This window comes from Streptomyces sp. NBC_00212, from assembly GCF_045206365.1.
Lineage (GTDB): Bacteria > Actinomycetota > Actinomycetes > Streptomycetales > Streptomycetaceae > Streptomyces.
On record NZ_CP108115.1, the window covers coordinates 5716582 to 5738085 of the forward strand.

Below are 21504 nucleotides of genomic sequence, written 5' to 3' on the forward strand. Positions count from 1 at the left end.
TCGGCGGCACGGAGCCCACAGTCTTAGGGCGGCCCCGCTCAGAGGGAACACCCGACCGCTATGCGGACACCCGACTCACACAGTGTGAAGGGCCGGGTGCGTTTTGTTTACGTAAACTTCACACGCGGCGCGTGCGCAACTCCCGTACCCCTGCCACCAGAAGCACCACCGTCGTCGCTCCGGCCGACCACAGCACCTGGGGCCGGGCCGAGTCGTCGAACAGCATCAGGACCAGCACCGCGGCCATCGCGGCGAGCGCGGCCCACGTGAGATAGGGGAACGCCCACATCTTCAGCGACAGGGTCTCGGGCGCCTCGCGCTCGATCCGGCGGCGCAGCCGCAGCTGCGAGAGGGCGATCAGCGCCCACACGAACAGGAGCACCGCGCCGACCGCGTTGAGCATGTAGAGGAACACCGAGTCCGGCCACTTGAGGTTCAGCAGGACGGAGACGAACCCGAAGGCCACCGACGCGAGCACGGCTCGGCGCGGCACCCCGCCGCCGGACACCTTCAGCAGGCCCTTCGGTGCCTCGCTCCGCTCGGCGAGCGAGAAGATCATGCGCGAGGACCCGTACAGATTGGCGTTCAGGGCGGAGAGCAGCGCCACGAACACCACGATGTTCATGATCTGGCCGGCCGCCGGGATGCCGATCGAGTCGAGGACCGCGACGTACGGGCCCTGGCCCGGCTTCATCGACGTCCACGGAAGGAGCGTCACGATGACCAGCATCGAGCCCACGTAGAAGAAGAGGATCCGCCACACCGCGCTGCGCACCGCGCGCCCGACCGCGCGGGCCGGGTCGTCGGACTCGGCGGCGGCGATCGTGACGACCTCAAGACCGCCGAACGCGAAGATCACGGCGAGCACCCCGGAGACCACCCCGCTCCACCCGGCGGGCAGGAAGCCGCCCTGGCCGGTCAGGTTGGACAGGCCCACCGCTGAAGTGTCCGGCAGCACGCCGAAGATCGCGAGCAGCCCGAGCGCCAGGAACGTGACGATCGCGAAGATCTTCAGGGCGGCGAACCAGAACTCGAACTCGCCGAAGTTCTTGACCGCGGCCAGGTTGGCGCCGGTGAACACCACCATGAAGACCAGCACCCAGGCCCACTGCGGCACCCCGGGCGCCCACCCGTTCGCGATCTTCGCGGCGCCGGTCGCCTCCACGGCGAGGACCACGACGAGCAGGAACCAGTAGAGCCAGCCGACGCTGAACCCGGCCCAGCGCCCGAGCGCCCGCTCAGCGTGCACCGAGAACGAGCCCGACGCGGGCATCGCCGACGACATCTCGCCGAGCATCCGCATCACCAGCATCGCGATCGCGCCCGCGATCAGATACGAGACGACGATGCCCGGGCCCGCCACCGCGATCCCGGCGCCCGACCCCACGAAGAGGCCCGCGCCGATCACCCCGCCGAGGCCGAGCATGGTCAGATGGCGCTGCTTCAGCCCGTGTGAGAGGGGCTCCGCGGGCAAGGAGTCGTGCATGGCCCTCGAACTTTCGGTTTATGGGGAACCTACAGTCTCGCGGAGTCCCGGCCTCCGGCGCAAAAGGGATACTCGACACCATCACCGCAGTGACGAGGGTCACGCCGGGCCACGCATGAATCCCGCCGTTTGTACGGACCCCACCAAGGCTTCAACGCCCGCTTTGTGGGCGGCTGCTGGTGATCCAGCGAGATTCAGTGGGCTAACGTCACCGTGTCCCCAGCACGTCCCGCTGCCCCAACACCTGCCGGAGTTCCGATGAGCACTGCGTCCGCCGCCGCCCCCCGCACCGGATCGGTACTCGCCGACCTGCTGCCTTCCTCCCGCACGAAGGACATCGCGCTCGTCGTCGGCGGCGCGGCGCTGACCGGACTCGCCGCCCAGATCGCCGTGCCGATCCCCGGCTCGCCCGTGCCGGTCACCGGCCAGACCTTCGCGGCGCTGCTCGTCGGCGCGGGCCTCGGCGCGGGCCGCGGCTTCCTCTCGCTCGCCCTGTACGCGCTGGTCGGCATGGCCGGGATGCCGTGGTTCGCGGACGGCACCTCGGGCGCGGGCGGCGCCTCCTTCGGCTACGTCCTCGGCATGCTGCTCGCCTCCACCGTCGTCGGCGCCCTGGCCCGCCGCGGCGCCGACCGCTCCGTGCCGCGCACGGCGGGCACGATGGTGCTCGGTTCGGCGATCATCTACGCGGTGGGCGTCCCCTACCTCGCCGCCTCGACCGGCATGTCCCTGACCGCGGCGGTCGCCGCCGGCCTCACCCCGTTCCTCCTGGGCGACGCCCTGAAGGCGGCCCTGGCCATGGGCCTGCTCCCGGCCGCCTGGAAGCTGGTCGGCCGCAGGGGCTGACCTCCGCACCACTGACCACGCGAAAGGGCCCGGCATCTGCCGGGCCCTTTGTGCTGCGGGTGGTTCCAGTGCGGTCGTCAGTGCCTAGTCATCCACCGCCGCCCCCGGGTCGTCCACCACAGGCCCGTGCCCCCGGCGATCAGGAACAGTGCGCCCGCCGCGGCCAGCGGCAGTACTCCGTCGTTGACGCCCGTCTTGGGGAGCTGGGGCGGTACGGAGGGCGAAGAGGGTGAGGACGGGGTCGGGGCCGTCGGGGTCGGCGTCGGCGAGGCCGTGCCCGACGGCGGGGCGGCGGGGACGTTGTCCGTGCCGAGCAGCAGCGGGGTGTCCGGCGCGTTCGGCGTCGGCCTGGTCGTGCCGAACGGCACCGGGCCCTGCTGCCACAGCACCTTGTCGCTGCTCCCCGCCATCACCGGCAGACAGACCTTGCCGGTCTTCGACAGGTCGTACGTCGCCGAGACGGTGTACGTCTTCGACCGGCCGGGCGTCAGGTCCGAAATCGCGCAGCCGAACCCGCTGTTGGTGCCTGCCGGCAGCTTGTTCTTCGCGACCGGCGCACAGCCCTTGACGCCGGTGATCTTCATGCCGTCCAGGCCGAGCACGGTCAGGGTGACCGGCCCGGTGGCCTTGCTGCCGTGGTTGGCGACCGTCGCCGTGAACGTGGTCCGGTGCGTCGAGTTGTTCACCTTGATCGTCGATGGCAGCTCGGTGGAGATCTTCAGGTCCGGCGGGGCGCTCGGCCCGGGTGTGCCGCCCTGGCTGCTGCCCGGTGTCGGATCGGCCGCGAACGCCGCCCCCGCTCCGAACGGCAAAATCAGCAGGGCGGCGAATACAGAGGCAAAAAGAGATCCTTTGTTTTTTCGAACGTGCATTTCCCATCCCCCTCACCCGCGGTGGGTGCATCTGTGCACAGAAGGGTCCCACAAGATTTCCAGGAATTATGCTGTGATGGTGTCACCGTCGTGAATCAGACCTGGTCACATGAGGTGCTGAGGGGGTGCGTGGTCATGCCGGGAACGCGGGGGCTATTGATCGCCGGGCGCTACCGCCTGGGCGAAACAATTGGCCAGGGGGGAATGGGGCGGGTGTGGCGGGCGGCGGACGAGATACTCGACCGGCAGGTCGCCGTAAAGGAAATGCGCATCAATGAACTCGATGCAGAGGACAGCCGAATTCGCCGCGAGCGCACCTTGCGCGAGGCTCGGGCCACCGCCCGGATCGACCACCCCAATGTGGTGCGGGTCTACGACGTGGTGGCCGAGGAGAGCGACCGGCTCTGGATCGTGATGGAGCTCGTCGAGTCCCGCTCGCTTGAGAAACTCCTGCTTGAGGACGGGCCCGTCGCCCCGCGCGAAGCCGCCCGCATCGGCGTCGGCCTCGCCGCGGCCCTCGTCGAGGTGCACGCGGTGGGCGTCCTGCACCGCGACATCAAACCCGGCAACGTCCTGCTCGGCCCCGGCGGCCGCGTCGTCCTCACCGACTTCGGCATCGCCGCCATCCAGGACGCGGCCGCCCTCACGGTGGTCGGCATGCTGGTCGGCTCGCCGGACTACATGGCGCCCGAGCGGGTTTCGGGCAAGCCGCAGGGCCCCGCGTCCGACGTGTGGTCGCTCGGCGCCACTCTGTGCGCTGCGGTCGCCGGCTGCTCCCCGTTCGCCCGCCCCTCCACCCTCGCCACCCTGCACGCCGTGCTCTACGAGGAGCCCGAACTCCCGGACACGGCAGGCCCGTTGGCCCCGCTCCTCGCGCAGCTCCTGGTCAAGGACCCCGAGCTGCGGCCGGGCCTGGACGAGATCGCCGCCCGCCTGATGCCGATCGCCGCGCCCCCCACCGTCCTCGCCGCGGGACCGGCGCCCGCGCCGCATCCCCCCACCCTCCAGGTGTTCGGCGACCCGCCGCCCTGGCCCGGCAGCCAGTCCGTACGGGAGGAACCGCCGCCCCCGCCAAGGGAGTTGCCCCCGGCTCCTCAGCCCGTACCGGAGGAGCCGAAGCCGCCGCCCCGGCGCCCGTGGGCACGTAGGCGGATCCTGCTCACGGCCGTCGTCGTGGTGGCGGCCGCCGTGGCCGCCGTCCTGATCTCCACGACCGCCAGCCAGCACGGCGGGAGCGGCGCAGCCGGCGGCTCCAGCAGTGCCGCGCCGCCCACCGTGGACGGCACCTCGCGCCCGCCCTCCGCGACCCCGCCGCCCGGCTCGATCGACGAGACCGGCTTCGCCTGGATCCCGCCCAAGGGCTGGACCCGTACCGCCAAGAGCCCGTCCAACATCCACTACCACGCGCCGGGCGGAAAACAGGAGATCGCCGCCTCGTACGCACTCGTACGCGGCGGCGATCTCATGACCCAGTGGCAGGAGGCCGAGGCGGGATCGCACGACGTGCCCGGCTACCAGAAGATCCGGCTCGACCGGACGACCTTCCACGACCAGCCCGCCATCATCTGGGACTACGACTTCACCCAGAACGGCATCCCGTGGAAGGCCCGCCAGATCGGCTTCAACGAGGGCGGCAAGTCCTACCAGATCAACACCTGGTACGAGGCCGACACGGAGTCCGCCGCCCTCGGCACCTATGACGCGGTGACGTCCTCGTTCACCCCGCTGTAGGCGGTGGCGCGGCCCGCGAGGACCTTCTCCTTGACCACCGCGATCACGATCACGATCGCCGCGACGAGCAGCGACAGGAGCACCTGCTCGCGCCCGGACTTGTCGAACAGCATGTAGACGAGGACGAAGGAGATCATCCCGATCGTCAGCCAGGTGAGATAGGGGAAGCCCCACATCTTCACGGTCAGCTTCTCCGGCTGCTCGCGCAGGATGATCCCGCGCATCCGCAGCTGCGTGAAGCAGATGACCAGCCACACGAACAGGGCGACCGCGCCCGAGGAGTTCAGGAGGAACGCGAAGACGGTGTCCGGCCACTTGTAGTTGAAGAAGACCGCGACGAAGCCGAAGACGACCGAGGACAGGATCGCGACCTGCGGGACGCCCCGCTTGTTCGTCCGGGCGAAGGACTTCGGCGCGTCGCCGCGCTCACCGAGCGAGAACGCCATCCGGGAGGCCGTGTACAGGCCGGAGTTGAGGCAGGACAGCACCGCCGTCAGGACGATCACGTTCATGATCTGGTCGGCGTGCGGGATGCCGATCGTCTTCAGGGCGGCGACGTACGAGCCGTCCGCGACGATCGAGGGGTCGCTCCACTTCAGGAGGGTGAGCACGATGAAGATCGAACCGAGGTAGAAGACCGCGATCCGCCAGATCACGCTGTTGGTGGCCTTGGTCACGGCGCGCCGCGGGTCCTCGGACTCGCCGGCGGCCAGGGTGACGATCTCGGAGCCCATGAAGGAGAAGACGACCATCAGCACACCGGTGAGGATCGCGCCGTAGCCCTTGGGGAAGAACCCGCCCGCGTCCGTGAGGTGCGCGAAGCCCGCGCCCGGGTTGTGGGAGCCGGGCAGCACGCCGAACACCGCGAGCAGACCGATGATCACGAAGCCGCCGATCGCGACGACCTTGATCCCGGCGAACCAGAACTCGAACTCGCCGTACGAGGACACCGAGGCCAGGTTGGTGGCGGTCAGGACCACCATCACGATGAGCGCCCAGCCCCACTGCGGAACCCCCGGCACCCACTCGTGCAGGATCTTCGCGCCGGCCGTTCCCTCGACCGCGAGCACCACGACCCAGAAGAACCAGTAGAGCCAGCCGATCGAGAACCCGGCCCAGCGGCCGAGCGCACGGTCCGCGTACGCCGAGAACGAGCCCGACGACGGGCGGGCCGCGGCCATCTCGCCCAGCATCCGCATGACGAAGACGACCATCACGCCGACGAGCGCGTACGAGAGCAGAATGGCGGGGCCCGCCGCGGCGATGCCGGAGCCGGAACCCACGAACAGGCCGGCGCCGATCACGCCACCGATGGCGATCATGGACAGATGGCGGTTCTTGAGACCGGCCTTGAGGCCGCTGTCGGGCACCTGCGAATCACCGGGTATACCGGGCAGGCTGTCTTCCTTCGCAAGGGACGGCTGCGAGGTCATGGACGCTTCCTTACCTTTTCGGAGCACTCGGGTTACGAGCCCGTGCATTCAAGCCTGGTCGGCTTCGGGACGGAAGACCTGAATCCGGATCGTTGTACTAGGACGAAAGTCCCAGGAGCCCGGGTCGAAAGGCTCCACCCCGCTCAGCCCTGCCCAGCCCCGCGCATGCCACACTCGGGGCATGCGCGTGTACCTCGGCTCCGACCATGCCGGCTTCGAACTCAAGAACCACCTCGTCGAGTGGCTCACGGCCCACGGCCACGAGCCCGTGGACTGCGGTCCGCACATCTACGACGCCCAGGACGACTACCCGCCGTTCTGTCTGCGCGCCGCCGAGAAGACGGCCGCGGACCCGGACTCGCTCGGCATCGTGATCGGCGGCTCCGGCAACGGCGAGCAGATCGCCGCGAACAAGGTCAAGGGCGTCCGCGCCGCACTGGCCTGGAGCGAGCAGACCGCCGCCCTCGGGCGTGAGCACAACGACGCCAACGTGATCTCCATCGGCGGCCGGATGCACACCGAGGCGGAGGCGACCAAGTTCGTCGAGATCTTCCTCGCCACCCCGTACTCGGGTGAGGCCCGTCACACCCGCCGCATCGAGATGCTCACCGAGTACGAGACCAGCGGCAAGCTCCCCGAGATCCCGGCCCACCACCCGCAGCAGGGCTGAGCGTCACTCATGCCTGAAGGGCACACGATCCACCGGCTGGCCGCCGACCACGACCTCATGTTCGGCGGCCGGCCGCTGCGCGTCTCCAGCCCCCAGGGCAAGTTCTCGGACGGCGCGGCCCTGGTCGACGGCCAGGTCCTGGAAGGCGCCGAGGCCCACGGCAAGCACCTGTTCCTCGGCTTCGGCCCCTCGGGCTGGGTCCACGTCCACCTGGGCCTGTTCGGAAAGTACGGCTTCGGCGACGCCCCGGCCCCGCCGGCCACCGACACCGTACGGCTGCGCCTCCTCAACGACACCGCGTACGCGGACCTGCGCGGACCGACGACGTGCGCGCTGATCACCGACGGCGAGAAGCAAGCGATACACGACCGGCTCGGGCCCGACCCGCTGCGGGCCGCCGACACCGGCGAGAAGGCCTGGCAGCGGATCTCGAAGAGCCGCACCACGATCGCCGCCCTGCTCATGGACCAGAAGGTCATCGCGGGCGTGGGCAACGTGTACCGCGCCGAGGTCCTCTTCCGGCACGGCATCGACCCCTACCGGCTCGGCAAGGACCTGACCCGCGCCGAGTGGGACGCCGTCTGGGCCGACCTGGTGGGGCTGATGCGCGAAGGCGTCCGGCTCAACCGGATCGACACCGTCCGTCCCGAGCACACCCCCGAGGCGATGGGCCGCCCGCCGCGCGTGGACGACCACGGCGGCGAGGTGTACGTCTACCGCCGCGCCCACCAGCCCTGCCACATCTGTGGCGGCGAGATCCGCACCGCCGATCTCGCCGCCCGCAATCTGTTCTGGTGCCCCGGCTGTCAGAAGCCGTGAGGCAGCCACGGCGCGAGCTCGCTGCCGAACGCCGTCGAGGCCTCCGTCAGCGCGCCGGGGCGCAGCTCGCGCACCCGGCCCGCGCCCGCCAGTGAGGCGAGCGTGACCCCGCCGAGGTAGGCGGCGCCCAACTCCCTTACGGACAGGGCCAGTTCGGCCGGGTCCTCGGTGCGCACGCACGACGCGCCCTTCGCATCACCGGTCAGCCGCCAGGTACCTGCGTTCCACGGACAGAACGCGTCCTCGACCTCCAGGACCACGTCGACGGGCGCCGCGTACGTACGCGCCTCAAGGGCCGCGCCCACCTCGACGAGGCGTACGTGCAGCGAGTCCCGAAGCCGGATCCCGCAGCGCCGCACATCGGACACCAGATGCTGGAAGGGGTCGTCGATCGGGCGGCTCTTCACCTTCAGCGTGGTGGTCAGGTCGATGCCGAACAGATAGCGCCACAGCGCCGCGGACACCGCCGGGTCCACGGCCTCCAGATCGTGCACCGTCACCGTGCCGTCCACGCCCGTCGGTCCCGACTTCGAGGCGACCCGGTAGCGGGCGTATCCGACGAGCTCCCCGTCGCGCTCGGCCAGCACGCACTGCAACGCCGAGGCGCCGTCCCGGTAGGCCTCCGGGTCGCACGTGGTGAACCGGTCCCAGCCGGGCTGCCTGGCCAGCATGCCGGGGCGCCCCGGCACGAGGCGCGCGTACAGCGCCTCGCACGCGGCCAGCGAATCCTTCACCTTCACGTACCGCAGCCGCACCTCGTCGGTGCCGGGCGGCACGTCGAGCCGGACCCGGGCCGTGTCGATCTCCGCGGACAGCGCCATCGTGGCGATGCCGTACCCGAACCGCCCGTAGATGGCCGGCTCGGACGCTGTCAGGACGGCCAGCGCCTCGCCGCGCTCCCGCAGGTCGTCGAGCTGGCGCCGCATCATCGACGTGAGGATGCCGCGACGGCGGTGGGTGCCCATGACGCCGACCCCGGTCACGCCCGCGGCCGGCACCACGGCGCCGCCCGGCACGCTCAGGCGGAACGGGAAGGTGCTGGTGCCGGCCACGCACTGCGAGCCGTCCCACACGGCGATCGTCCGCGCGGGATCGATCAGCTCGCGCCACAGCTCGACTTCCTCGGGGGCATCCTGATTCCCCCCGAAGGCCACCACCAGGGCCCCGTACCACGCGTCCCACTCGGCCGGGTCCAGAACCCGCAACTCCATCGTCATGGGCCATGACTAGCAGGCAGGACGCGGCTGGAGCGAACGGATTTCCGGCACGGCCCGCCCCGGGGGGCCACCGGGCCGCGGGCTGTGCCCCGGCGGGCCGTACGAGGCCCCGGGGGAACGGACTTTCCTCACACCCCCGCCGGGGGCACCCGCGCGGGGCGCGAGCGGCCCAGGCGCCGTGTCCGGCGGGCCGTACGCCTCCCTGGCTAACCGGTTTTCCACCGGACCGCCCCCTCCGGGCGCCGGGGGCCACCTGCACGGGGAGCCACCGGCTGGATAGGGTCCTCGGCAATGGCACGTGCGATGAGAGCGGACTCGTTCACCGCCCGGTGGCGCAAGGCGCTGCACCGGGTCCGCAACGCGGTGCGCAGATCCGGCGTCGACTACTTCCGCGGCGACGGCTCCGACTGGATCGCCCTGGCCGGCCTGCTCCTCACCGTCCCGGCCATCACCTGGGCCACCCTCGTCGCCCCCGTCTGGTGCGCCCCCTCCGCCCTGGTCCTGCCGATCGTGGCGGGCGGGCTCCTGCTGCGGCCCGCCAACCTCCTCGGCCTGTACGCGGCCGCCGCGACCGCGCTGATCGTGGAGTCGGTACGGCTCGGCCCCTACACGGCGGGGCCGTCGCGGGTCACCCCCGGCACGGTGCTCGTGGTGGCCGCCTGCGGGCTCTTCGGGCTGCTCATCGCGCAGTTCCGGGCCCGCGTCGGGGTGCCGTGGCGGCGCGGCGGCACCATGCTCTTCGACCTGCGCGAACGCATCCGGGTCCAGAGCGCGCTGCCCCGCCTGCCCAAGGGCTGGCACCGCGAGATGGCGCTGCGTCCGGCGGGCGGCCAGTCGTTCTCCGGCGACTTCGTCGTCGCGGCCCGCACCGGCGGCGGCCGCACCCTGGAGATCGTCCTCACCGACGTCTCCGGCAAGGGCATGGACGCGGGCTCCCGCGCCCTGCTGCTGTCCGGCGCGTTCGGCGGCCTCCTCGGCTCGCTGCCCCCGCACGCCTTCCTGCCCGCGGCCAACGGCTACCTGCTGCGGCAGGACTGGGACGAGGGCTTCGCCACCGCCATCCACCTGGTCCTGGACCTCGACTCCGGCGACTACGAACTCCTCTCGGCGGGCCACCCCCCGGCCCTCCAGCTCCACGCGGGCTCGGGCCGCTGGCACGAACAGGCCGCTGAAGGCCCCCTGCTCGGCGTGTACGACGGCGCCGAGTTCCACCCCGCGAAGGGCTCGCTGGCCCCCGGCGACGTCCTGATGCTCTTCACGGACGGCCTCGTCGAGACCTCGGAACGCGACATCGGCGAAGGCATGGACCGCCTGACGGGCGAGGCCGACCGCTACGTGTCGACGGGCTTCGACGGGGCGGCCTGGCACCTGATCGAGGCGGTGGCGAAGGATGTCAACGACGACAGGGCCTTGCTGCTGATCAGGCGCGAGGCATGATCGCCGGTCGTCCCCCCGCCCCGTGGTGGGGTCAGCCCCACCCTTGATCCACCGGCGACCGCCATGGTTCGTATCCGCCCCGATCCGTAGGTTCGAAGGGTCGGCGTGAGCGCGCCGGGCGGAACGAGCGGAAGGCAGGGGCCATGGCACTGCGACGGGCCAAGAACACACGGCGGACGACCGCGGACGCGGCGCCCGCCCACGACTGGGCCGTCGAACTGCGCGGGGTCCGGCGGCAGTACGGCCGCGGTGCCTCCGCCGTGCACGCCCTGCGCGGCATCGACCTCACCCTGCCCCGGGGCAGCTTCACCGCGGTGATGGGACCGTCCGGCTCCGGCAAGTCGACGTTCCTGCAGTGCGCGGCGGGCCTCGACCGGCCCACCGACGGCTCGGTCCGGCTGGGCGGCACCGAGATCACCGGCATGAGCGAGAACAAGCTCACCGAACTGCGCCGCTCCCGCCTCGGCTTCGTCTTCCAGGCCTTCAACCTGCTGCCCTCGCTCACGGTCGAGCAGAACGTCGTGCTGCCGATGCGGCTCGCCGGGGACCGCCCCGACCGGCGCCGCGCGGCCGAACTCCTGGCCCAGGTGGGCCTCGCAGGCAAGGGCGACCGGCGTCCCGGCGAGCTCTCCGGCGGCCAGCAGCAGCGCGTGGCGATAGCCCGCGCGCTGGTCACAAGCCCCGACGTGATCTTCGCGGACGAGCCGACCGGTGCCCTGGACACCACCACCGCGGCCGAGGTCCTCGCCCTCCTGCGCAACGCGGTGGACTCCCTGCACGCGACGGTGGTGATGGTCACCCACGACCCGGCGGCCGCCGCCTACGCCGACCAGGTCCTGTTCCTGGCCGACGGCTCGATCGTGGACGCCCTCGCGAGCGCGACCCGGGCCCAGATCGCGGAGAGGATGACAACCCTGACGGCGAGGCGCCCGTTCGCGGGGGTGGCAGCCTGAGCGCTCCGCGGGAACGGAGCGCTTCATCCTCGGCCCGGTGAGGGCCGCCCGCGCAGTTCCCCGCGCCCCTCGCGGGCCGCGTACACCGCCGCCCACACAGCCAAGCCCGCCTTGGCCCGGCCCCACCCCGCCAGCCGGCCACCAGCGAACTGGCACCACCCGCTGGTCCTCACCTTCCCAACCGAGCCGAACGGGCAGGTGGGTGACGCCCTCCGGCCAAAGGCCGGGCCCCATTGACCGGCCGGCGGCAGCCGACGCACCCGAACCACCCACTGGTCCCTAGCCCTCTAGAGCGGGCAGAACGGGCGGGCGGGTGGGAAACGCCTTCCGGCCGAAGGCCGGGCCCACCCACCGGCCGGCGGCAGCCGACGCACCCGAACCACTCCCTGGTCCTCAGCCCTCTCAAGCGAGCAGAACGGGCGGGCGGGTGGGAAACCTCACCGACCGAAGGCCGGGCTCACCCACCGGCCCGCAGCCGCCAACGCACCCGCACCACCCACAGGTCCCTCACCCTTCCGAGGGAGCAGAACGGGCGGGCGGGTGGGAGAACCCGGCACCACACCCCCCAGCACTCCGCAGGAGCCCCGCATGCACCGCCCCAACCGCCTGGCCCGCGCAGCACTCCGGTTCAAACCGTCCGCCTTCGCCGGCACCTTCGTCGCCCTCCTCATGGCCGCGATGATCGTCTCCGCGTGCGGCCTCCTGCTCGCGACCGGAATCACCGCCTCCGTCCCGGCCCAGCGCTACGCCGCCGCCCCCGTCGTGGCCGCCGCCGACCAGAGCTTCCACTACACCACCGGCTCCGGCGAGGACCGCGACACCCAGTCCGTCGCCTACCCGGACCGGGCCCGCCTGGACAACTCCCTGGTGGCGAAGGCCGCTTCGGCCCCCGGCGCGGCCGAAGCCGTCGCCGACCTCGCCCTCCCCGTACGTACGGTGGGTACGGACAACAACACCCCCGCCACCGCCCACAACTGGGCCTCCACCGCCTTCACCGGCACGAAGCCGGCCACCGGCACAGCCCCCCGCCCCGGCGAGGCGGTCACCACGGCCGGCGCCGTGGGGGAGCGGATCACCCTCGACACCCCCGGCGGCAAGCGGGAGTTCAGGATCTCCGGCACCGCGGGCGCCCCCGGCACCAACCAGGTCTGGCTCAACGACGCCGACGCCCGCGCCCTGTCCGGCCACCCCGGCAAGATCGACGCGATCGCCGTACTCCCCAAGCCCGGCACCCCCACCGCCACCCTCGCCGCGCAGGTCGAGCAGGCCCTCGGCGGCCAGGCCCAGGTGCTTACCGGCGACGACCGGGCCACCGTCGAGGACAGCGGCCTCGCCAAGGCGAAGGAGATGCTCACCGGGCTCGGCGGCTCCTTCGGCGGCGTCGCCGCGATGGTCGCCGTGTTCACCGCCGCCGGCACCGTCGCCCTCTCCGTCGGCCAGCGCCGCCGCGAGTACGCCCTGCTGCGCGCGATCGGCGCCACCCCGCGCCAGATCCGCCGCACCATCGCCACCGAAGCGCTCCTGGTCGCCCCGCTCGCCGGAGTGCTCGGCTGCCTGCCCGGCGTCGCGCTCGCCACCTGGTGGTTCGGCCAGCTCCGCGACAAGGGCGCGATCCCGGACACCGTCGACCTCGCCATCACCCCGCTCCCGCTGCTCATCGCCGTCGCCGCCACCGTGCTGACCGCCCTGTGCGCCGGAGCCGCCGCCGCCCGCCGGCCCTCGAAGATCAAGCCCGGCCAGGCCCTCGCCGAGTCCGCCGCCGAACGCCTGCGCCCCGGCTGGATCCGTACGCCGCTCGGCGTCGCCTCCCTCGTCGGCGGCTGCGTGTTCGCCGGGGTCGCGGCCTCGGAGACCGGCGAGAACGCCGCCAACGCCGCCCTCGGCGTCGTCATGCTCTTCATGCTCGCCGTCGGCCTGCTCGGCCCGCTGCTCGCCCGCGCCTGCGCCGCCGTCCTCGGCGTCCCGCTGCGCGCCGCGGGCGCCCCCGGCGCGCTGGCCGCCGCCAACTCCCGTACGAACGCACGCAGGTTGGCCTCCGCGATCACCCCCATCGTCCTCGCGATGGCCTTCTCGTCCGTCCTGGTCTTCATGCACACCAGCGAGGAGAAGGCGACCGAGGACCAGCAGCGCGCGGGCATCACCGCGAACCAGGTGGTCACCGCCCCCGCGGGCCTGCCCTCCGACGCGGTCGCCCGAGCCGCCGCCACCCCCGGCGTCGACACCGCCGTCGGCCTCACCCGCACCGCCGTCCTGATCCCGAACGCCGGCGCCGGCTCCACCCCGCGCGACGCCTCCGCGCAGGGCGTCACCGGCACCGGCACCGACCTCGCCAAGGTCCAGGACCTGGGCATACGCACCGGATCGCTGGCCTCCCTCGCCCCCGGCACCGCCGCGATCGACGCCTCCCTGGCCGACACCGCGGGCGTACGCACCGGAGACCGCCTCCCGCTGCTGCTCCCCGACGGCACCAAGGCCGCCCCGAAGATCGTCGCCACGTACGACCGAGGCCTCGGCCTGGCCCAACTCACCTTCCCCCAAGCCGACTTGAGGACCCACCTGACCTCACCGACCCCCACCACCCTGCTCACCAGGGCCACCCCCGCCGCGGCCACCCCCCTCGCCGCCCTCGGCCACGTCACCGACGCCGCCGGGTACGCCACCGCGCAGAGCACAGATCGCGAGGTCAACGCCTGGGCCAACGCCGTCATGGCCGCGGTCCTCGGCGGATTCGCGGCCGTCGCCGCCGTCAACACCCTGGTGATGACGGTCTTCGACCGCCGCCGCGAACTCGGCACCCTGCGCCTGATCGGCACCACCCGCCGCCAGGTCCTCAAGATGATCCGCTGGGAGGCCCTCCTGGTTGTCGCGGCGGGCGTCGTCATCGGCAGCGCGATCGCCCTGGCCACCCTCGTCCCGATGATGAACGGCCTGACCGGCCGCGCCCCCTACGTACCGCCGCTCCTGTACGCCTCGTTCGCGGGCGGCATCCTGGTCCTCGGCCTCGCGGCAACGGCCCTCCCGGCGCGGGCGGCGCTGAAGTGACCCGCACCCGGGCCCGTACAGTCGAAGCCATGCCGATGATGACCCTCAGTGAGGTCGAGACCGTCGCCCGAGCCGCCCACGAGGGCCAGACCGACAAGGCGGGCCGCCCCTACGCCGAACACCTGGCCGCCGTCGCCGAGGGCGTACGGGCCCGGGGCGGCACCGAGGACCAGATCAAGGCGGCCTGGCTGCACGACGCGATCGAAGACGACGCGCTGTCGATTCAGTGGCTGGAATCCGCCCAACTCCCGCGATCCGTCAAGGAGTTGGTGCTCGCCATGACCAAACGCCCGGGCGAGGCACTGGAGTCCTACACGCGGCGCGTCCTGGCCACCGAGGGCGCGCTCCTGATCAAGGAGTCCGACCTCGCACACAACGCCGACCCGGCGCGCCTCGCGGTCCTGGACGAGCCGACCCGCACGCGCCTGACGGCCAAGTACACCGAGGTACGCCGCCTGCTCGGCCTCTCGTAACCCCTTGAGCCCGGCTCGCGGTTGGCCGGATCCTTACCTTGGCGATCCGTCACCCGGGAACAACCACAGGGGTGTTGGTGGCACGATAGTCATTGTGGGGGTGTGCGCGGCATGTCCCCGGGCCGGCAAGGCGGACCGACCAAGGGTGTGTGATCAGTTGTGGCCATTTCACTGTCAGTGGTGCTGCTGTTGGCGGTCGTCCTCGTGGTGCTCATCCGCGGCGGCTCCATCAAGGCCGGGCCGGCCATCGTCGCGATACTTTTCGGCTTCTTCCTGGCCTCGACGGGCATGGCCCCCTCGATCCAGCGATTCCTGAACTCGATAGCGGACACGATCAACCAGATCAAGTTCTGACCACGCCGAAGGGCCCGGCAGCTCGGCTGCCGGGCCCTTCGGGATCACAAGAGCGGGCGACGGGAATCGAACCCGCGTAGCTAGTTTGGAAGACTAGGGCTCTACCATTGAGCTACGCCCGCAAGCACCGCGCCGCAGGTCATCGCGACCGCGGCACGTAGAGCATCGTAGCGGGTCACACCCCGGCCGTGCACACCGCGTTCTCCCGGCGCCCGCTCGCGAAACGATTCTGGCCACGCCCGCGCATTCCCGGTGACCCGTGCCCGCGCGATCCCGCCAGGCCGCGCCCCCCCCGAACGATCCGCACCGCACCGGCTGAACAAAGCGGCCGACGCGGTCCCCGCGGCCATGTACCCTACGTGTCGCACCGACGGGGTGTGGCGCAGCTTGGTAGCGCGTCCGCTTTGGGAGCGGAAGGCCGTGGGTTCAAATCCCGCCACCCCGACCAGCGTCACCGACGTCCGATCTCCGCGTACAAGATCACATTGTGGGTGGCATCCCGCTTGCGGTTACTATGCAAGCTGCGTGCCCGTGTGTCTGATGAATGATGTACCGGGCCCCATCCGCCAGGGACCGTCGGTCTTAGGCAGAACCCCCAAAGAAGTCAGCCACAAGGAGACCGAACCGTGAAGAGCGCCGTGGAGACCCTGAACCCGACTCGGGTTCGGCTCACTGTCGAGGTGCCCTTCGAGGAGCTCAAGGACAGCCTCGACGCGGCGTACAAGAAGATCAACCAGCAGGTCACGGTCAAGGGCTTCCGCAAGGGCAAGATCCCGGCCCGAGTGATCGACCAGCGGTTCGGTCGTGGCGCCGTGCTCGAAGAGGCCGTCAATGACGCCCTTCCGAAGTTCTACACCGAGGCGATCAACGAGGCGGAGCTGAACCCGCTGGGTCAGCCCGAGGTCGACATCACCGAGCTGAAGGACGGCGAGACGCTGAACTTCACCGCCGAGGTCGACATCCGCCCGACCATCGAGATCCCGGACTACTCCGGCATCGAGGTCACCGTTGACGCCGTCGAGGTCAGCGACGAGGACGTCGAGAAGTCCGTGGAGCAGCTCCGCGAGCGCTTCGCCTCGACCTCCCCCGTCGAGCGTGCCGCCGAGGACGGCGACGTCCTGACGATCGACCTGCAGGCCAAGGTCGACGGCGAGGTCCTGGAGGACGGCGTCGCCGAGGGTGTCTCGTACACCATCGGTTCCGGCGAGCTCCTCGAAGGCATCGACGACGCCGTCAAGGGCCTGGAGGCCGGTGGCGAGGCCACCTTCACCTCCGAGCTGAAGGGCGGCTCGGCCGAGGGCAAGGAGGCCGAGGTCACCGTCAAGGTCACCCAGGTCGCCGCCCGTGAACTGCCCGCCCTGGACGACGACTTCGCGCAGCTCGCGTCGGAGTTCGACACCCTGGACGAGCTCAAGGCCGACAGCCGCAAGCGCCTTGAGAACATGAAGCAGTACGACCAGGCCACCCAGGCCCAGGAGCGCGTCCTGGACGAGCTCCTGAAGCTGGCCGAGGTCCCGATCCCCGAGAAGCTCCTCGCGGACGAGATCCAGACCCGCAAGCACAACCTTGAGCACCACCAGCTCGGCCAGATGGGCATCGACCTCGCCAAGTACCTGGAGATCCAGGGCAAGACCGAGGAAGAGTTCACCGCCGAGACCGAGGAGCAGGCGGTCAAGGGCATCAAGACGCAGTTCATCCTGGACGAGCTCGTCAACAAGGAGAAGCTGAACGTCAACCAGGAGGAGCTCACCGAGCACCTCATGCGGCGTGCCGCCTCCTCCGGCATGAGCCCGGACCAGTTCGCCCAGGCCGTCGTCGAGGGTGGCCAGGTGCCGATGCTCGTCGGCGAGGTCGCCCGCGGCAAGGCGCTGGCCGTGGTCGTCGAGGCCGCCAAGGTCACCGACACCAACGGTGAGGTCGTCGACCTGGAGGACGACGAGGACGAGGTCGCCGAGGCCGTCGTCGCCGCCGCCGAGGGCGAGCCGGCCGAGGTCGTCGCCGAGGAGAAGACCGAGGCCTGAGCCTCGGCCTGACCCGTCGAGAAGGGCCCGTGCGCAGCCGCGTACGGGCCCTTCTTCGTACGTAATTCCGGTTCAACCACCTTGCGCTCCGAGCGAACAGTTCGGGAACCGGGATGGCGTTGTCCCACCTGCGCGTTAGGGTCCATGAATACGAGGGTGGTGGAGTCTGGCGAGCCGGAGCCCGCGCCCCCGGAACGAAGACGCTGAGACGGCCGAAGCCGTCAGAGACGAGCAGGTGGATACGTGACGAATCTGATGCCTTACGCCGCCGGTGAGCCGTCCCTCGGTGGTGGCCTCGGCGACCAGGTCTACAGCCGACTGCTCAACGACCGCATCATCTTCCTCGGCCAGCAGGTCGACGACGAGATCGCCAACAAGATCACCGCCCAGATGCTCCTCCTGGCCGCTGCCGACCAGGACAAGGACATCTACCTCTACATCAACAGCCCCGGTGGCTCGGTGACGGCCGGCATGGCGGTCTACGACACCATGCAGTACATCCAGAACGACGTCGTCACCATCGGCATGGGCATGGCCGCCTCGATGGGCCAGTTCCTGCTGACCGGCGGCACCGCGGGCAAGCGCTTCGCGCTCCCCAACACCGACATCCTGATGCACCAGGGCTCCGCCGGCATCGGTGGCACCGCCTCCGACATCAAGATCCAGGCCGAGTACCTGATCCGTACGAAGAGGCGCATGGCGGAGATCACTGCCGCGCACTCCGGCCAGTCCGTCGAGACGATCATCCGCGACGGCGACCGCGACCGCTGGTACACGGCGGAGGAGGCCAAGGAGTACGGCCTCATCGACGAGATCATCTCCGCTGCCTCGGGCGTTCCGGGCGGCGGCGGCACCGGGGCCTGAGCCCCGCCCGCACCGCCTCGACCCGCCCACTGAACGCCACCAGGATGGTGAACACCCCAATGAGCAACTTCTCCGGCCTCTCGGCCAACGCGAGCGGCCTCTACACCGGCCCCCAGGTCGACAACCGCTACATCGTGCCGCGCTTCGTCGAGCGCACCTCGCAGGGCGTGCGCGAGTACGACCCGTACGCGAAGCTCTTCGAGGAGCGCGTGATCTTCCTCGGCGTGCAGATCGACGACGCGTCCGCCAACGACGTCATGGCGCAGCTCCTGTGCCTGGAGTCGATGGACCCGGACCGCGACATCTCGATCTACATCAACAGCCCGGGCGGTTCCTTCACCGCCCTCACGGCGATCTACGACACCATGCAGTTCGTGAAGCCCGACATCCAGACGGTCTGCATGGGCCAGGCGGCCTCCGCCGCCGCCGTCCTGCTCGCCGCCGGCACGCCGGGCAAGCGCATGGCGCTGCCGAACGCCCGCGTCCTGATCCACCAGCCCTCGGGCGGCACCGGCCGTGAGCAGCTCTCCGACCTGGAGATCGCGGCCAACGAAATCCTCCGGATGCGTTCGCAGCTGGAGGAGATGCTGGCCAAGCACTCGACGACGCCGATCGAGAAGATCCGCGACGACATCGAGCGCGACAAGATCCTCACGGCCGAGGACGCGCTGGCCTACGGCCTGGTCGACCAGATCGTTTCGACCCGCAAGACGACGACCTCCGCGGCGGCCTGAGCTGCTTCGGCGACCTTGGCGCGGTCCACGTCAAAGTGAACCGCGCCAAGGGGGGCCCGAACGAGGGGCTCGGCAAGGTACCGTCGGTAGGGGGTCTGGGGGTGTCCCCCCGGAAAACGCAGTAGGCACCAGGAGGCGGCGCACATGGCGTCTCCCAGGCGAAGGGGAAGCACCTCGTGGCACGCATCGGTGACGGCGGCGACCTGCTCAAGTGCTCGTTCTGCGGAAAGAGCCAGAAGCAGGTGAAGAAGCTCATCGCAGGCCCCGGGGTGTACATCTGCGACGAGTGCATCGACCTCTGCAACGAGATCATCGAGGAGGAGCTCGCCGAGTCCTCCGAGGTGCGGTGGGAGGAACTCCCCAAGCCGCGCGAGATCTACGAGTTCCTTGAGGGCTACGTCGTCGGGCAGGAGCCCGCCAAGAAGGCCCTCTCGGTGGCGGTCTACAACCACTACAAGCGCGTCCAGGCCGGCGAGAACGGCGGCGCGCAGGGCCGCGACGACGCGATCGAGCTCGCCAAGTCCAACATCCTGCTGCTCGGCCCGACGGGCTCCGGCAAGACGCTCCTGGCCCAGACCCTCGCCCGGATGCTCAACGTGCCGTTCGCGATCGCGGACGCGACCGCCCTCACGGAGGCCGGCTACGTCGGCGAGGACGTCGAGAACATCCTCCTCAAGCTGATCCAGGCCGCTGACTACGACGTCAAGAAGGCCGAGACCGGCATCATCTACATCGACGAGATCGACAAGGTCGCCCGCAAGAGCGAGAACCCGTCGATCACCCGCGATGTGAGCGGCGAGGGCGTCCAGCAGGCCCTGCTGAAGATCCTGGAAGGCACCACCGCCTCCGTCCCGCCCCAGGGCGGCCGCAAGCACCCCCACCAGGAATTCATCCAGATCGACACGACGAACGTCCTGTTCATCGTGGGCGGCGCCTTCGCGGGCCTGGAGAAGATCATCGAGTCCCGGGCCGGCGCCAAGGGCATCGGCTTCGGCGCGACGATCCGCTCCAAGCGCGAGATCGAGGCCAGCGACCAGTTCCAGGAGGTCATGCCGGAGGACCTGGTGAAGTTCGGGATGATCCCCGAGTTCATCGGCCGCCTGCCCGTCCTGACCTCGGTCCACAACCTGGACCGCGAAGCCCTCCTCCAGATCCTGGTCGAGCCGCGCAACGCGCTGGTCAAGCAGTACCAGCGCCTCTTCGAACTCGACGGCGTGGAGCTGGACTTCGACCGCCCGGCCCTGGAGGCCATCGCCGACCAGGCCATCCTGCGCGGCACCGGCGCGCGCGGCCTGCGCGCCATCATGGAGGAGGTCCTCCAGTCGGTGATGTACGAGGTCCCGTCCCGCAAGGACGTTGCCCGAGTCGTCATCACCGCGGACGTGGTCCGCAACAACGTCAACCCGACGCTGGTCCCGCGCGAGCCGCGGATCGTGAAGAACGACGGGCGACACGAGAAGAGCGCGTAGCGCTGCGCTTGCCTATGCACGGCCAAGGGGCGCCCGGTCAACTTCCTTGACCGGGCGCCCCTTTGCTGTGTTCAGAGGGTGACTAGGCCTTCTGGCGGGCCGTGTTGTAGAGCGAGGCCGTCAGCTTGGCGACCTCGTCCTGGCTCGGGCCGCCACCGAGGGCAGCCTTGGCCATGTCCACCTCGTCCACGACGCCGTACGTGCTGTAGTCGGCCCAGACGCAGATCGGGATCAGGAACTCCTTGGGCCCCTTCGCTGCCGCCGCGTCACTGCCGGAGCTGGTGAGCTTCATGTTCTGGCACTTCATCAGCGCACCCGAGAACCCGGCCGGCTTGACCGCCTTGGCCTCGCCGACGAGCTCGGCCTTGACGCTCGGGTCCTTGCTGACGTTGTCCTTGGTGTTCTGGAACGACGCGTTGATCACCTTGGCGGGGTCGGTGATGTCGCCCCAGAAACCCTGGAAGGTGAGCGCCTTGCCGGCCAGCGGGTTCGCGCTGTCGCCAGACTGGTACTGCGCGCCGATCTGCTGTGGGTTCTTGACGCCGAGGGCCTCGGCCTTCGACTTCTGCTCGGCGGTCATCGGCGACGTCTTGTCGCCCGCAGCGGTCTTCTTGAAGTCCTCGACCGTGGCGGGCGGGGCGATCTTGTAGCCCTTCGTGCTCGCCGACACATCGCTGTTGCTCGCGCCGCCCTTCGTCAGGAACCACACGCCGCCGCCGATGACCGCGACCGCTACGACGACCGCCGTGATGATGACGCCCGTCTTCTTCTTCGGCGGGGCCGGGGGCGCGGGCTGCATCGGGGCGCCGTAGGGAGGCTGCTGGCCGTACTGCGGCTGCTGCTGCGGGTACCCGTAGGGCTGCTGCGGAGGCTGCTGCCCGTACGGTCCCGGCTGCTGCTGCGGCACGCCCTGCGGGGCCTGCTGCGGGTAGCCGTAACCGGGCTGCGGCTGACCGGGCTGCCCGTACGGCTGCTGCGGAGGCTGTTGGCCGTACGGACCGGGCTGCTGGGGCTGGCCACCGTACGGGCCCGGCTGGTTGTAGCTCATTGCTGGGTTCCCCCTAGGAATGCTTATCCGATCCG

18 protein-coding genes and 2 tRNA genes are annotated in these 21504 nt (G+C 70.6%); 14 read left to right on the forward strand and 6 right to left on the reverse strand.

The window, feature by feature from the left end; all coding sequences use genetic code 11:
* Positions 1-118 precede the first annotated feature (118 nt).
* Positions 119-1486, reverse strand: a complete 1368-nt coding sequence (locus OHA17_RS26135) for an amino acid permease (protein WP_406508616.1) — start codon at positions 1484-1486, stop codon at positions 119-121.
* A gap of 258 nt (positions 1487-1744) precedes the next feature.
* Here OHA17_RS26135 and OHA17_RS26140 point away from each other — a divergent pair, with 258 nt between their 5' ends.
* Positions 1745-2332, forward strand: coding sequence for a biotin transporter BioY (locus OHA17_RS26140; RefSeq protein WP_406508617.1), 588 nt, complete (start codon positions 1745-1747; stop codon positions 2330-2332).
* Between the two features lie 77 nt (positions 2333-2409).
* On the opposite strand, the gene OHA17_RS26145 is transcribed toward OHA17_RS26140, so the two are convergent.
* Positions 2410-3144, reverse strand: coding sequence for an LPXTG cell wall anchor domain-containing protein (locus OHA17_RS26145; protein WP_406508618.1), 735 nt, complete (start codon positions 3142-3144; stop codon positions 2410-2412).
* A 195-nt stretch (positions 3145-3339) separates the two neighbouring features.
* Between OHA17_RS26145 and OHA17_RS26150 the strand changes: the two genes are divergently transcribed.
* Entirely contained in the window at positions 3340-4935 is a 1596-nt protein-coding gene (locus tag OHA17_RS26150) for a serine/threonine-protein kinase (protein WP_406508619.1), read from the forward strand.
* Here OHA17_RS26150 and OHA17_RS26155 read toward each other — a convergent pair.
* Positions 4899-6368, reverse strand: a complete 1470-nt coding sequence (locus OHA17_RS26155; RefSeq protein WP_398871905.1) for an amino acid permease — start codon at positions 6366-6368, stop codon at positions 4899-4901. The two genes, OHA17_RS26150 and OHA17_RS26155, sit on opposite strands and share 37 nt — an antisense overlap.
* Before the next feature lie 181 nt (positions 6369-6549).
* On the opposite strand from OHA17_RS26155, the gene OHA17_RS26160 reads away from it, so the two are divergent.
* Complete coding sequence (locus tag OHA17_RS26160) at positions 6550-7038, forward strand: ribose-5-phosphate isomerase (protein ID WP_398871903.1); 489 nt, start codon at positions 6550-6552, stop codon at positions 7036-7038.
* 9 nt (positions 7039-7047) lie between these two features.
* Entirely contained in the window at positions 7048-7857 is an 810-nt protein-coding gene (locus tag OHA17_RS26165; RefSeq protein ID WP_406508620.1) for an Fpg/Nei family DNA glycosylase, read from the forward strand.
* Here the strand turns inward: OHA17_RS26165 and OHA17_RS26170 are convergent.
* Positions 7845-9074, reverse strand: a complete 1230-nt coding sequence (locus OHA17_RS26170; RefSeq protein WP_406508621.1) for a GNAT family N-acetyltransferase — start codon at positions 9072-9074, stop codon at positions 7845-7847. The two genes, OHA17_RS26165 and OHA17_RS26170, sit on opposite strands and share 13 nt — an antisense overlap.
* A gap of 291 nt (positions 9075-9365) precedes the next feature.
* Here OHA17_RS26170 and OHA17_RS26175 point away from each other — a divergent pair, with 291 nt between their 5' ends.
* The 5 genes from OHA17_RS26175 (at position 9366) to OHA17_RS26195 (ending at position 15333) form a co-directional block, all read left to right on the forward strand.
* Positions 9366-10511, forward strand: a complete 1146-nt coding sequence (locus tag OHA17_RS26175) for a PP2C family protein-serine/threonine phosphatase (protein WP_053727398.1) — start codon at positions 9366-9368, stop codon at positions 10509-10511.
* A 143-nt stretch (positions 10512-10654) separates the two neighbouring features.
* Positions 10655-11464 (forward strand): ABC transporter ATP-binding protein, encoded by an 810-nt coding sequence (locus tag OHA17_RS26180; RefSeq protein WP_406508622.1) that lies wholly within the window; start codon positions 10655-10657, stop codon positions 11462-11464.
* 588 nt (positions 11465-12052) lie between these two features.
* The gene (locus OHA17_RS26185) at positions 12053-14506 is read left to right on the forward strand and encodes an FtsX-like permease family protein (RefSeq protein WP_406508623.1); all 2454 of its coding nucleotides are present in this window, start codon (positions 12053-12055) and stop codon (positions 14504-14506) included.
* Between the two features lie 29 nt (positions 14507-14535).
* Complete coding sequence (locus OHA17_RS26190; RefSeq protein WP_406508624.1) at positions 14536-14979, forward strand: HD domain-containing protein; 444 nt, start codon at positions 14536-14538, stop codon at positions 14977-14979.
* A 159-nt stretch (positions 14980-15138) separates the two neighbouring features.
* Positions 15139-15333 (forward strand): hypothetical protein, encoded by a 195-nt coding sequence (locus OHA17_RS26195; protein WP_053727400.1) that lies wholly within the window; start codon positions 15139-15141, stop codon positions 15331-15333.
* Between the two features lie 51 nt (positions 15334-15384).
* Here the strand turns inward: OHA17_RS26195 and OHA17_RS26200 are convergent.
* Positions 15385-15455: transfer RNA gene (locus OHA17_RS26200), tRNA-Gly, on the reverse strand.
* Positions 15456-15704: 249 nt separating this feature from the next.
* Here OHA17_RS26200 and OHA17_RS26205 point away from each other — a divergent pair.
* The 5 genes from OHA17_RS26205 to clpX all read left to right on the forward strand — a co-directional run bounded on the left by OHA17_RS26205 (position 15705) and on the right by clpX (position 20421).
* A tRNA-Pro gene (locus tag OHA17_RS26205) sits at positions 15705-15781 on the forward strand.
* Positions 15782-15959: 178 nt separating this feature from the next.
* A complete protein-coding gene (gene tig, locus OHA17_RS26210; RefSeq protein ID WP_398871891.1) occupies positions 15960-17354 on the forward strand; it encodes a trigger factor in 1395 nt (464 codons plus the stop codon).
* A 255-nt stretch (positions 17355-17609) separates the two neighbouring features.
* Positions 17610-18218, forward strand: coding sequence for an ATP-dependent Clp protease proteolytic subunit (locus OHA17_RS26215; RefSeq protein ID WP_398872478.1), 609 nt, complete (start codon positions 17610-17612; stop codon positions 18216-18218).
* Positions 18219-18262: 44 nt separating this feature from the next.
* On the forward strand, positions 18263-18952 hold the full coding sequence (locus tag OHA17_RS26220; RefSeq protein WP_398871889.1) for an ATP-dependent Clp protease proteolytic subunit: 690 nt from the start codon (positions 18263-18265) through the stop codon (positions 18950-18952).
* 176 nt (positions 18953-19128) lie between these two features.
* Complete coding sequence (clpX, locus tag OHA17_RS26225) at positions 19129-20421, forward strand: ATP-dependent Clp protease ATP-binding subunit ClpX (RefSeq protein WP_053727404.1); 1293 nt, start codon at positions 19129-19131, stop codon at positions 20419-20421.
* A gap of 82 nt (positions 20422-20503) precedes the next feature.
* Here the strand turns inward: clpX and OHA17_RS26230 are convergent, their stop codons facing one another.
* A complete protein-coding gene (locus tag OHA17_RS26230; protein WP_406508625.1) occupies positions 20504-21469 on the reverse strand; it encodes a hypothetical protein in 966 nt (321 codons plus the stop codon).
* Positions 21470-21504: the final 35 nt, after the last annotated feature.